The organism is Limosilactobacillus reuteri (genome assembly GCF_002254085.1).
Lineage (GTDB): Bacteria > Bacillota > Bacilli > Lactobacillales > Lactobacillaceae > Limosilactobacillus > Limosilactobacillus reuteri_K.
Genome location: NZ_NGPY01000005.1, coordinates 1 through 12,511, shown reverse-complemented (window position 1 = coordinate 12,511; position 12,511 = coordinate 1). Strand labels below are relative to the sequence as shown.

The 12,511-nt window shown below is 38.4% G+C and carries 14 protein-coding genes and 1 riboswitch; of the genes, 3 read left to right on the top strand and 11 right to left on the bottom strand.

Features of this window, described 5'->3' with window-relative positions; all coding sequences use genetic code 11:
- Window positions 1–159: 159 nt before the first annotated feature.
- The 7 genes from CBG10_RS11660 to CBG10_RS01405 all read right to left on the bottom strand — a co-directional run bounded on the left by CBG10_RS11660 (window position 160) and on the right by CBG10_RS01405 (window position 6,086).
- Window positions 160–285, bottom strand: coding sequence for a hypothetical protein (locus tag CBG10_RS11660; RefSeq protein WP_019251578.1), 126 nt, complete (start codon window positions 283–285; stop codon window positions 160–162).
- 251 nt (window positions 286–536) lie between these two features.
- Window positions 537–1,400: a MetQ/NlpA family ABC transporter substrate-binding protein gene (locus tag CBG10_RS01430; RefSeq protein ID WP_094511419.1), complete on the bottom strand. Its 864-nt coding sequence runs from the start codon at window positions 1,398–1,400 to the stop codon at window positions 537–539.
- A gap of 115 nt (window positions 1,401–1,515) precedes the next feature.
- Window positions 1,516–1,992: an S-ribosylhomocysteine lyase gene (locus CBG10_RS01425; RefSeq protein ID WP_003664767.1), complete on the bottom strand. Its 477-nt coding sequence runs from the start codon at window positions 1,990–1,992 to the stop codon at window positions 1,516–1,518.
- 390 nt (window positions 1,993–2,382) lie between these two features.
- Window positions 2,383–3,069 carry a matrixin family metalloprotease gene (locus CBG10_RS01420; protein WP_094511418.1) on the bottom strand — a complete coding sequence of 229 codons (687 nt, stop codon included), beginning with the start codon at window positions 3,067–3,069 and terminating at the stop codon, window positions 2,383–2,385.
- Between the two features lie 23 nt (window positions 3,070–3,092).
- Complete coding sequence (locus CBG10_RS01415) at window positions 3,093–3,707, bottom strand: sugar permease (RefSeq protein ID WP_094511417.1); 615 nt, start codon at window positions 3,705–3,707, stop codon at window positions 3,093–3,095.
- Between the two features lie 314 nt (window positions 3,708–4,021).
- Window positions 4,022–5,077: a zinc-binding dehydrogenase gene (locus tag CBG10_RS01410; RefSeq protein ID WP_094511415.1), complete on the bottom strand. Its 1,056-nt coding sequence runs from the start codon at window positions 5,075–5,077 to the stop codon at window positions 4,022–4,024.
- Window positions 5,078–5,504: 427 nt separating this feature from the next.
- Entirely contained in the window at window positions 5,505–6,086 is a 582-nt protein-coding gene (locus CBG10_RS01405; RefSeq protein ID WP_035150899.1) for a DUF4767 domain-containing protein, read from the bottom strand.
- 313 nt (window positions 6,087–6,399) lie between these two features.
- Window positions 6,400–6,506: riboswitch (TPP riboswitch) on the top strand.
- A 75-nt stretch (window positions 6,507–6,581) separates the two neighbouring features.
- Between CBG10_RS01405 and CBG10_RS01395 the strand changes: the two genes are divergently transcribed.
- The gene (locus CBG10_RS01395; RefSeq protein ID WP_225361492.1) at window positions 6,582–7,505 is read left to right on the top strand and encodes a cytosine permease; all 924 of its coding nucleotides are present in this window, start codon (window positions 6,582–6,584) and stop codon (window positions 7,503–7,505) included.
- A gap of 24 nt (window positions 7,506–7,529) precedes the next feature.
- Window positions 7,530–7,751, top strand: a complete 222-nt coding sequence (locus CBG10_RS11395) for a hypothetical protein (RefSeq protein ID WP_225361490.1) — start codon at window positions 7,530–7,532, stop codon at window positions 7,749–7,751.
- Window positions 7,752–7,823: 72 nt separating this feature from the next.
- On the opposite strand, the gene CBG10_RS01390 is transcribed toward CBG10_RS11395, so the two are convergent.
- A complete protein-coding gene (locus tag CBG10_RS01390) occupies window positions 7,824–8,345 on the bottom strand; it encodes a GNAT family N-acetyltransferase (protein WP_094511414.1) in 522 nt (173 codons plus the stop codon).
- 234 nt (window positions 8,346–8,579) lie between these two features.
- Between CBG10_RS01390 and CBG10_RS01385 the strand changes: the two genes are divergently transcribed.
- The gene (locus tag CBG10_RS01385) at window positions 8,580–9,506 is read left to right on the top strand and encodes a magnesium transporter CorA family protein (RefSeq protein ID WP_094511413.1); all 927 of its coding nucleotides are present in this window, start codon (window positions 8,580–8,582) and stop codon (window positions 9,504–9,506) included.
- A 41-nt stretch (window positions 9,507–9,547) separates the two neighbouring features.
- Here CBG10_RS01385 and CBG10_RS01380 read toward each other — a convergent pair whose 3' ends face one another.
- The 3 genes from CBG10_RS01380 to CBG10_RS01370 all read right to left on the bottom strand — a co-directional run bounded on the left by CBG10_RS01380 (window position 9,548) and on the right by CBG10_RS01370 (window position 12,358).
- Complete coding sequence (locus CBG10_RS01380) at window positions 9,548–10,012, bottom strand: hypothetical protein (protein ID WP_094511411.1); 465 nt, start codon at window positions 10,010–10,012, stop codon at window positions 9,548–9,550.
- A 13-nt stretch (window positions 10,013–10,025) separates the two neighbouring features.
- Window positions 10,026–11,105 carry a LysM peptidoglycan-binding domain-containing protein gene (locus CBG10_RS01375; protein WP_094511410.1) on the bottom strand — a complete coding sequence of 360 codons (1,080 nt, stop codon included), beginning with the start codon at window positions 11,103–11,105 and terminating at the stop codon, window positions 10,026–10,028.
- 92 nt (window positions 11,106–11,197) lie between these two features.
- Window positions 11,198–12,358, bottom strand: coding sequence for an MFS transporter (locus CBG10_RS01370; RefSeq protein WP_094511408.1), 1,161 nt, complete (start codon window positions 12,356–12,358; stop codon window positions 11,198–11,200).
- Between the last annotated feature and the right edge of the window lie 153 nt (window positions 12,359–12,511).

Sequence of the window (12,511 nt, the reverse complement as noted above, 5' to 3'; positions counted from 1 at the left end):
CTTATAATTATAGCCTAATCTAATTCCTTTTAAATTAACTTTTTTATCATCTTATTAATTTAAAGGCCAACAGAATTTATACTTGGCATTGTTAAGAGCAAAATTAATAAAAAAACGAATGGTCGCTTTACGCTTAATCCCATCCGCTACCACAATACACTAGTCATTGCTTTTCGTTGTTTCTTTCGGTTGCTTCTTTGCAAATAAGTGATACACGAGTCGGGCAACCAGTGCTTGTAAAACAATCGTTACTACGCTTTGTGCAAGTTTTCTTTCCCATCTCATAATTTTAGCTCCCTTACTTAAATCATGCCTTGTAGTTAAACCTAAGCTTCTATCACTTTAATTATACTCGCTTCTTATTAATTTGTTTAATAGAATCCTTTGTCCTAATATTGAATAAAATTATTAATTTTCATAATAATCTTCAATTCATCAATATAAACGTGTAAAAAGCCCCTTTCATTCGATAGTTACGAATAAAAGGGGCTTTAAATTACTACAATGTCATCTTTTAGCTAATTATAATTTTATTATTAATTTTCAAGATAATTTAATGGCTTATCAACATTAACCTTTGTTCCTTGATACTTTTTAGCAATCCATTGTTGAATTTGCTTATTATGGTAAAGCTTGACTAACTTCTTATATTCTTTATTATCACGGTTCTTCTTAGCAGTTGCTAAAACATTAATGTTATCCTTCGTGCTTTGATCAACCTTTTCATGATAAATAGAATCTTTCAACACATTTAAATGACCAGTTAACGCAATCGTATTACCGATTAATACTAAATCAGTTGACTTTAATACCCGTGGTCCGGTGGTATCATCAATTTCTTTAAATTGAAGGTTCTTTGGATTAGCCGCAATCTCATTGGTTCCACTTGTTGCCCCAAAGCCCGGCTTCAATTTTATCAATCCTGCACTTTGTAAGAGCAAAAGGCCACGAGCCGTGTTTGCTGGGTTATTAGCGATCGCAACTGTGGCACCATCTGGAATATCTTTAACACTCTTATACTTATCTGAATATAAGCCCATTGGTTCTAAATAGGTAGTTCCAATCGCCGCTAATTGTGCTTTCTTATTTTCCTTATTATAGGCTTGGAGATATGACCATGATTGGAAAGCATTTACGTCAATTTCACCACTAGCAGTCGCCCGGTTTAAGGCTACGGGATCAGTAAAGCTCTTGACCTTAATCTTCAAACCTTCACTTTTGGCCTGCTTACTGTTTGCAATGTGTTGCCAAACTTGGACATCTGGGCCAATCGTTCCAACAGTAATCTCATCGTTGCGGGCAAACCCACCATTAGCGCCCACACTAAGTCCAGCCGCAACTAAAATCACTACTACAATACCAACAATCCACCAACCGGTATGCTTTTTCTTTCTCATCATAACTACCCCTTTACTTTTGTTTTCGCTATTCGTCATAACTAGTCGCAATAGCCAACGGGATCCGACATGTCGTTATTCTCGAGAAATCCTTAGTCAGCGTTTACCAAAATTATTATTAGTCAACCACGTGCCGTTCAAATGGCTTATCTGAAATCCCTTCATCAAGAATCTTCTTTGACCATTCCTTAGCAGAGAACAATGAATGATCACGGTAGTTACCACAAGATTCAATCGTTGTTCCCTGAACATCTTCCCACTTAGTCTTGTAGGCAATTTCTTCAAGTGAAGACTTCAAGGCCTTGGCAACTTCAGTAGTTGAGTGTTCACCCCACGTAATTAAGTGGAAACCAGTCCGGCAGCCAAATGGGGAACAATCAATCACGCCATCCAAACGGTCACGAAGTAAGCCAGCAAGCAAATGTTCAATCGTATGCAAACCAGCAGTTGGAATTGCATTTTCATTTGGTTGGACTAACCGTAAATCATAGTTGCTAATCTTATCTCCCTTTGCCCCTTCTTCAACAGTAATTAAACGAACGTAAGGTGCCTTAACCTTTGTGTGATCTAGTGTAAAACTTTCAACTTTAGCCATAATAAATCTCTCCTTTTCTGCCTGATGAGAATGAATCTTGGAACTAAAAAATCCCTAGGAACGGCAATCTAACCAATTCCTAGGGACGTTTAATACTAATTAACGTGATACCACCCTAATTCGACCTTACCTCACAGTAAGCTCCGCATGAAGTACTCGCTTGAATACTCCAGCACGATAACGGGTGCTAAGCGCTTGCTGCTAACGTTAACCGCTCACAGCATCAGTCTGCTCCAAGACCATCTTCATCATTATCCGCAATGCCGGTTCTCATCAATATCAGCTCTCTGTAAAAGCATTAAATGATTACTCATCTTTTCTAAGCATTTTCTAATTTAATTGTCATTATAATATCGTTATCCTTACAAAATGTCAACACCTATTTCAAAATTATTCATGATATAACATTCTTAACGTTTTAGCATCATTTTTAGTTATTCCGTTTTTGATATTTCGTGGGATCATCACACTATGCTCATATTCTGGAGCGTGAGCCAATCCAAGGGCATGTCCCAGTTCATGTTGGGCAACCTCACTTCGAAATTCTTTATTAGTATAATCTAACTGATTAGGGTCCAAAGTTGAAGTTGCCTTATGCAAGGTATTCGTAGTGGGGTCATATTCCGTCCGAGTTGAGCCGAGTTCAGATGTTGTATAGCCAACACCATTGTTTCCCGTATTATTTCGTGCTAGGTCACCATCAGCCGCAATAATATTGGCCTTATCTTCGTTCTTAGTCCAGCGGATATGAACTGCTTTCGTCTTATTCCACTTTTTGACTGCATCACGAAAAGCCCATTTTAATTTTGGATCAGCCGTTTCCATATAAATAGTAATATTCTTTTTCTTCCACTTAAAACCTTCAAGCGGTGTCGGTGTGTTTTCTGGAATTCTTAGCCGGTCTGCATTTGGTCGTTGGCCGCCATTAGAAAACTGAAAATCATTACTATCAGAAGAATCCTGGCTAAAAAATGATGACTGGAAGGGTTGGGAAGGCGCATCTGCATCAGCTAGGACATGATAATCGCCAATTCCGATCATGCCAGCGACTAAGAGTGCTACTAAAAATCGGCGCATTTAATCATCCCCATTCCATAAAGTTAGAAATGACAACACGGTTCGAGGCGTTCCTGCCAGAAACTGACAATCCAGTTCTGAGAGAAAAAGCCGATCACCGTTCCAATATTAAAAGCAAAGATTGCATGATTTTTAAGAGAACATAATAAGATAATGATAACGGGCAAGATAATATTAAAGTATTTCGTGAATTTAAGACTGGCACGGCGTTTTAGGTAGACTGTCAATTTATCATGCGGGTGAAAACAACAATCACACTGCTGGTAAAGAGCATACCCGGCAAAAGCAATTACTAAGCCGAGCAGGTCAAACCCGAAGCACAGGAAAATGTTCATCGTATCAATTCCCCAAAATCGCCATAAGTTCGCAAAGAGTTGCATTAAAATACTGTACGGAACTAAAAACGTTAACTCCCAGCCAAATTCTTTAGGAACAAATTCGCCAACCAAAAGAATATTAAGGCCAATGACAAATAATCCTTCTATAAAAATCGTCTCTGTCATGTTCCAGCCCATCATATGCATAATATTAACGATCGAGGCTGGCCAGAGCATACTCCCTAAGTTTGTTACAATCGTCATTGAATGACCGATTGAGTTTAAGACAATCGCCAGCGCTAAAAATACATACCGACGCATTTTTATCATCCCGTTTACGCTTATTCTCTATCACAGTATTTTAGCACGCTTATTGATTTTATGCGTTTATCTTGTCCTGAATTTTTGTAAGTATGCAAAAGAGAGTGGGAAATAACCTCCTCGACAAGGCAGTTGGCTAAGCTAGGACGATGATTAGCACGGCACGGGCTGATTATCGTTCGTACTTAGACTCGAGCCTTGTGGCGACGCGAAGCTAGTTCCACGTTATCTTTCTATTGTTCATAAAAGTAGTTGAGGCTGAGAGAAAACAAAAATTTTCACCCGGCCCCTATTGTTTCAATCAGTTTTAAACATTAGTCGCGTTCAAAGCCATCCATAATAATGTAAGACTTGATTGCTTCACGCTTATCCATTGCTTCATAGGCTTCTTGAATTTGGTCAAGGTCAAAACTTTTAGTAAAGACCTTACCAGGGTTAATGTCACCATCAAGAACAGCCTTCAACAATACGTCCTTGTCGTAAGTAGTTACTGATGCTGGACCACCGCCGACAATAGTGTTGTTGTAGAATGGCACCGTCATGTCCATCTTTGGCGTATGAGGTAAACCAACCCGACCAACGATGGTGCCAGGACGACCAACCTTCATGGCAGTATCAGTTGATTGTTCAGTACCAACACATTCAAGGACAGCATCAGTACCGGCACCATTCGTGAGTTCCATGATCTTTTGAACTGCGTCGTCACCACGTTCAGCAACATTGTCAGTAGCACCAAATTCCTTAGCAAGAACTTGACGGTCAGCGTGACGACTAGTAGAAATAATCTTCTTAGCGCCCCGCATCTTAGCAGCAATAATGGCGCAAAGACCAACCGCACCGTCGCCCATTACAACAACTGTATTGCCAGCACTAACATTAGCAACTCGAGCAGCATGGTAACCAGTGGCCATTACATCAGCAAGGGTCAATAATGACTTAAGCATCCCCTCACTATAATCACTTGGTTTACCAGGAACTTTTACAAGTGCCCATTGCCCGTGTTGGAAACGAATATATTGCGCTTGAACACCAGAGCTAAAGTTATCACGGTGGCTTTGACAAGAACCATCGAAGCCCTCGCGACAAGCAGCACAGTACCCACAACCATGAGTAAATGGAGCAATCACAAAGTCACCCGGTTTGACAGTAGTGATATCTTCACCGACTTCTTCAACAATTCCAATTGCTTCATGACCAGAATTTTCAGAATCTTTTTCGACGGGATTGATTCCACGGAAGTTCCATAGGTCAGAACCACAAACACAAGTCCGCACTACCTTAATAATCACGTCATCAGGCTTTTCAATTGTTGGGCGGTCAACATCAACAATCTTCATCTGACCCGCTTTTTTAAAAATTGCTTTTTTCATTGAAATTGCCTCCTTTATTCTAAAACTAGTCTAGAACGATCTGATTTCAAAATTCAATATTTAAATTTTATCCTTTTCCATTCAGTTTTTGAATATTTATTTCTATCCATTTTTATTATTTTTACACTATAAAATATTTTATAACGTGTTAATATAGAGGTGATAAATAAAGTTATTAGTACGGTTTTAGCTTTACTTATCACTTTCTTAAGGGAGTGGAGTCACGGGCTGACGATTTGAATTCATCGTTGAGCGTACAGTAATAATCTTTGCCGTTGCTTGATGACGCCATTTCTTTCAAAAAAGGATTCGTTGTTTCCTAGATAGAATATTCATTAATACACAGTTACAAAACAATCTCTATTTAGAGACAGCTTTTCCAATAACAATCCCACCATGACATCAGATGGTGGGATTGTTTCTTTTATTATTGATTTGCAATTCGTTCAAAATTACTTTCCAGGTCCGTATTAGTCGTTGGATGACAATCTGGATCACCATTATTGGATTGGTCAACTAATACAACCGGTTTGCCATTATGAAAGGCAAAGAAGTACGTAATCCGGTTTGGTAATGGCGGTTCTGTCCCGTCATGATTATAGATAGCGACAACATTATATTCATAATCACCCTTGCCTGATGGTGCCCAGCCAATCAAGCCAGACTGACCTTCTACTAATTCTTTGCTTAAACCATCGGGATATGTTATTCCTGTTGAAACCTTCAATTCATTTTGACCATCATATTGTTCATAGGATTGGTGCATTGTTGGTCCCCATTTTTGCATAAACGATGCCAACTGCTCATTCTTTTGGTTATTCCATAATGAACTATCGTGGTGCGGCTCACTACTACTGCTTGTATTATTAGTAGTGGCAGTACTTTGACTGCTGCTAGCTTCTGAATTAGTCTTTGCAGTATTGCTACTGCTTTGCGTGCTTTGGTTTCCACAACCAGTTAAGGCAACGCCCAGGCTAGCAATCGCAAGAACTTCCATTAATTTTTTCAATTTTATCCTCCCCAAACGTAAATAAAGACCAGAAAGAATGCTTCCCTCTTCTTTCCAGTCTACCTATTAATCTTCAACTTTTTTAGCGTCGTTCATTGCCTTCATGATAGAAGGATTCTTTGAATGACAATCCTTGATCATTTGGATATCTTCTTCACTTAATTCAACAGTGTATTTAGCCATGATCTTCCCTCGCTTTACTTAAAAAATTACACCCTTACTATATCACATCACAGGAGCAGTGTCTGGCTTAATCAGTAAATTAAGATCATTAATTGACATTCAACTGAGATTTGCTAAGATTAACATTGAATTGCATAAACGGGGAGCTTGCAGACAGGCTGAGAGGGGACTATGCGTCTCGACCCAATGAACCTGATTTGGATAATGCCAACGTAGGAAGGATTAATAAAGAACGACCAGGATCAAAGTGATTACTGGTCGCTTTTTACTTTGCACTATCTTAATCAAATTAAACATAAGGATGGTGGAATTATGCAACGACAGACAACAATTACCGAAAACAGCATGATTTGGTGTGGCGCCGGAATTTCAATTGCCGAAATCCTAACCGGAACTTACTTGGCTCCCCTTGGTTTTACAAAAAGGATCGCCATAATTATCATTGGTCACCTTATCGGCTGTTTCTTGCTCTTTTTAGCTGGAATTATCGGCGGTCAGCAATGTCTTAGTTTAATGAACGCCGCAAAAATTAGTTTTGGCCAAAATGGCAGTAAGTTTTTTGCCCTATTGAATGTTCTCCAATTGATCGGTTGGACCGGCATCATGATTTATGATGGTGCATTAGCAGCCAATGGGGTCTGGCACCTTAATCAGGCATTATGGGTCATTTTAATCGGCGCTCTGATTATTGGCTGGCTGCTCGTCGGGGTTCGGCACCTTTATTACCTTAACCTTGCGACCATCTCAACATTATTAATTCTAAGCGGTCTCCTATATGCCGCCATTTTTACCCACCATTCTACCAGTTCACCAACTGGTACATTGTCATGGGCTCAGGGGATGGAGCTAGTTATCGCCATGCCATTATCGTGGTTGCCACTTATTAGTGATTACACCAGTGTTGCTCAACGACCCGTGCCAACTAGCGGGGTTAGTGCAGTTGTCTATGGCCTGACTAGTTGTTGGATGGTCTTCATCGGTTTAGGAGCTGCTATCCTTACTCATGACATTAACATCACCACGATTATTTTACGGGCCGGCTTGGGAATTGCCGGTTTATTTATCATTATTTTTTCCACAATCACAACGACATTTATGGACGCTTATTCTGCTGGTGTTTCTTCAAAAACGATTTTCAATAAATGGTCGGGAACAATGGCCGCAATTGGTGCAACTATTCTAGGAACAATTAGTGCATTAATTTTCCCCATGGATAACTTCAGTAATTTTCTTTAACTTATTGGTTCGGTTTTTGCACCAATGATTGCGATTCAAATTACAGATTACTTCATTTTGAAAGTAGATTATCGTCAACAAAATTGCCAATGGATTAACCTAATTCTCTGGTTGATTGGTTTTATCATTTACCGAATTCTGCTAAATTATTCATCTCCGCTCGGCAGTACCGTTACTACCATCATTGTCATCATCGCAATGACATGGGGCACCTGTCGCGTTATGAAATTAGTTAAAGCAAAATAGTTAAGCTAAATAATTACAGGAAAAGAATATTAAGTTCATTTGTCCTAATAACCGTTTAGGGCAGGTGGATTTTTATTTTAAATTCAGTTCAAACCCCATATGTTTATTGTCAATTTTGTCATCAATATAAATCGTTCCGCGTTTTATAAAGCCAATCTCCTGGCCTATTTTTTGGACGGGAATATTTTTATAATGCGTATCATAGCGGAAATTCCTTACTCCCTGCAAATAACCAACCGTAAGTAAGTTAGAAAAGATGTATTTTCCAAAGCCTTGACCATTTTTAGAAGGAAGAACTGCTAGTCGATGAATGATCGCATATGGCTCATTCGGCTTTAACCATGATCCATCTTTAATCTCTTCATACGTTTGTTCCGGGGTTAGTTGTAAAGTAGCCGTCCCAACAATTTTTTGGTTATCAATTAACACCCAATTATAACCAGCTTTAATATCATTTTTCATCGTTTTCCGGAAAGGATGCCCATCTTGCCATTGAGGATTACCCTTCTCTTTTAGTTGCGCTCGAGCTTGCTCAATAATTTCCATAACCCTTTGAAGATCATCCTGGTTTGCCCGTCGTAAGTAAATTGCCATTATCTTTTCTCCTTAATCATCTCTCATTCCTAAACAACAAAATCTTAATATATTAATGTATGGTTATTTTATCATGATTAATTATTGAACTGGTGAGGCTTTAGATAAGTTTAAATCATTTATCATAGCGTTTTCATCTTAAGGCACTCTTTACTTTTTATCCATATATTTTTCGCTTAATTTTGGTTTAATATAATTAAGGTAATATCGCACTAACTTGATGAGGTACTTTTTATGCTTAATAAATATTCAATCTCTACTAGTGGGCCGCAAAAAACAACCATCGCCCTTAAGCAAGCTGATTTAATTATTCTAACTCGGCCTACTGACGAAGAAATTCAACAACTTTGTCAAACATTTAACTTAAACAAATTTTCTTTTCGCTATCGCTCTTCACCTGAAGAAGTATCACGCTTTCACCGAACTACTAGTGATGTGTTAGATAACCCCTTTTTTCTTGTAGTTTATGATTATATTTCTTCTTTCAAACATATTGAAAAACAACTTGTACCATCACTCATTATTTTTGATTCTGATCACCTTATTATTTGCACTGATAGTGAAGATAGCTGTAAAAATATTACTAATAGCAACTACTCTAATTTAAGTGAAATTCTTTTTAACTATATTTCGCAATGCCAATATAAAATTATGGATGTTCTTGTAAGCTATAAAAAACAAATTGATGACTTAGATAGTGCTGCAAGACGTGGCTTTAATAATACACGATTAAGAGAATTGACAACTCTTACCAGAAAACTAGTCTTTCTTGAGCATACAATGGTTGATCAAACGTCAACAATTGAAGCTTTAGTTAAGTCAGATTTTTGTCAGAATGTCCCACAAGACATCTGTCAAAATTTAACAGTTGAACAACAGCGTTTAACAAAAGCTATTCATATTTTTCGCGATTTATTAGACTCTATCAGTAGTCTTTTTACCGCAATGATGGATAGTAATCTTAACAACTTAATGAAATTCCTTGACTCAGCTGGACTGGTAATTGCAGTAGCAGCATTAGTTACCGGTTTTATGGGAATGAACGTTGGCGGTCTTCCTTGGAAAGATGATTTGTATGGATTCTGGATAACGCTTGGGATCGCTTCTATCTTGTCATTGCTAATTGCCTACCTGCTTCATCGTAAACAATATCTTAAATAAAAAGGTCTCCGAAGTGGGAGACCTTTTTATTTAACTTTATATCATCGAATTTGTTCAAACTTAGTTGCTTTATGATCAATTCCTTGACCAGCATTGGCAATCTGATAAGTAAAGTTACCAGACCGCATCTTTTTGCCTAATGCTAACATATGATTATATTGCCACATCGAAACCTTCCCATTCTGGAGTTTCGAAAGGGTCAAGCGATTTCCTTGTGCCTTATAATTCCACTTACCATCCTTAGCGTTATCTTGGTAGGCTTGTTGAAAATCACTAGCACTATTACTTGCTTTAATTGCTGTATCTTTATCCGGAGTAACAACAACCTGATCTCCGCTTGTGGCAAAGGTCATATAGGCATTCTGATTACCCGACACTGATGTATACTCATAAACGTGACCAGGAAGGCGTTTAGCCACTGTCCGACTGGCATAGAGGTAAAAGCCACCAATGACAACCATTACTACTACTAAAACAGAAATAATAATTTTTGTCTTTTTTTGCATTTCTTATCCCCTATTACTCATCGTCAGAAGTGTCGGTGTCTTGATCGCTAGTAGTAGCTTGACTGTGGCTATCTTCATCGTCACTGCTGCTTTGACTGCTGTCATCGCTGCTTTCACTTTCGCTGCTACTGCTACTATCGCTATCTTCATCATCCTTAGTGCTACTACTATTACTGCTATCATCATCGTTGACACTAGCATAGACATGGATTTCGCTGCCATCTTTTTCAATGTAAATTGTCGTATCCTTCTTGGCTTTTGATCCTAGGGCACTTTCAATTTCACTAAGGATCGCATCATAGTCATTCTTCTTAGCATCTTTTAAGATCGCTGCTGAATCAACATTAAGTTCATCAGCATCACTACCGCCATCCCCTTCATCAAAGGATAACTTGTCATTATCATTAGTATCGTTCAAGCCACTTACAATGTCAGAAGCATCGATTGATGAAGATTGATGTTTTTTATGCTTAGGGGACTTAGTTGAGCTAGATTGACTAGCACTTTGTTCATTATCATTATCATTGTCATTGTTATTGTTATTAAATGAATTTACTGCGCCTGCCTTGTAAATTGTTGTCGAATGATCAGAATTGTCGGAATTATCGTAATTTTTAACAACTGATTGAGGTTGAACGGCGATATTTACTGTAGTTGGTCCGTTATTGATTGTAATTTTAGTCTGGGCCACAACATTTGGATTTACATTGGGATCATAGCCAGCAGGAACGCTTCCTTCACGGTTTAAGATAAGAACATCCCCGGCAAAAATTAAGTTAGCATTTTGAATGTTATTATCGTAGCAAAGTTTAACCACAGAAATCCCGGTTGCAGCTGAGATCCCTGATAAAGTGTCACCCCACTGAATAATATAACGAGTGCCATTAAGGTTATTGGTATTAATGTGTTGCATCGCCATGTTATTAGAAATTTGTTCAGGGGTATTAGCAATCCAATTAGTAATATCAGCTTGCTCTTCTGGTGATCCACTGGCATTATCAGCCTCAACAGTTGCCACAGAGCCAATCATTACTGACCCTGCCAAAACAGCAGTCATCAAGGTTGCTGCTAGTTGTTTCTTACTTAACTTCATAGAATTATCCTCCCTAATAGTATCAAACCTATTAATACAGAAATAATTTTACTGCTATTAGAATAATTCTTCAAATGCAGGTATGGCCCTTTCTATTTGGCGCTGGTTTTAATAAGATAGAACGAACCAAAAACGGCAACCAATGCATAGATTGCCCCAACATACCCAATCTGGTTAATTTGAACAAAATTGATACTGATCGATGCTGTCAAGGAACCAATCGATACCCCCACGTTCGTACAAACTGGATTTAATGAAGACGCCAGATTCATTGCTTCTGGATATTCTCGATCAGCAACATTAAGAAACATTACTTGCAGAATTGAACCGGGCATCCCCAGAACAAAACAAATAACACATAATAAAAGGATTCCTAACCATGCAACATGGAACATTGCATTCATCAGTAATAAACAAACAAGGACAGTACCACTAATAATAGTAAGTTTAGTGATTCCAAAACGATTTGCGATTACGCCGGCGCATATATTACCAAGAATAAACGTAACTCCTATTAGTCCTAAAAGCCATGTTAAGTTAGTCGTACTAAAACCAAGAACAGTAGTAATAATTGGGCGAACATAAGTATAGAAGGTATATTCGGCAGACATCAAAGTTACCATTACGATAACCCCAAGAACTATCCGCCGATCCCTAAACAGTTGAACTTGGTTACCTAACGAAGCATTTTCTTGACGACTGTTTCGTGGTACTAGCCAGTATAAAAAGCCACAAATAATTACGGTTAAAACTGAGATTAAGGCAAAACTATCCCGCCAAGAAAAGGCATTACTAATTGCCGTGCCAACTGGGACCCCCACAATCGTCGCAATACTAAAGCCTGCAAACGTTGAAGCAACCAGCATTGCTCGCTTTTCAATTGGTGCAATCATACTTACAAAGACAAGAATCAATGAAATGATTGTCCCCGCGACCGCAGCTGTTACAATCCGCGAAACAAATAGCCAAAATAGGTTCGGTGCAACAGCGGTTAAAGTATTACCGATTAAAAAGATTACCATCAGCACCATTAAAACCTTGAAGCGATCAAACTTACCTGTCAAAGTGGTAATTAAAGGCGTGCAGATAGCATAGATAATTGCAAAACTAGTAACTAAAAAACCAACTGTTGATAATGAAGCCTGATAACTCTTGGCAATATCAGAAATAACACCCACAACCATAAATTCATTGCAGCCTAATAAAAATGCGGTTAAGACAAAGACAACGGACTGCAAGCGAAATTTAGACATATTCTTAGCTCCTTTCGTATAAATAAAAATCGAGTAGGAGATAATTGATTATTTCAATTATCGACCTCTCACACCACCGTACGTACGGTTCCGTATACGGCGGTTCGACAACTTAATCACATTGAATTGACTGGAGCGTCTTGGACATATTCA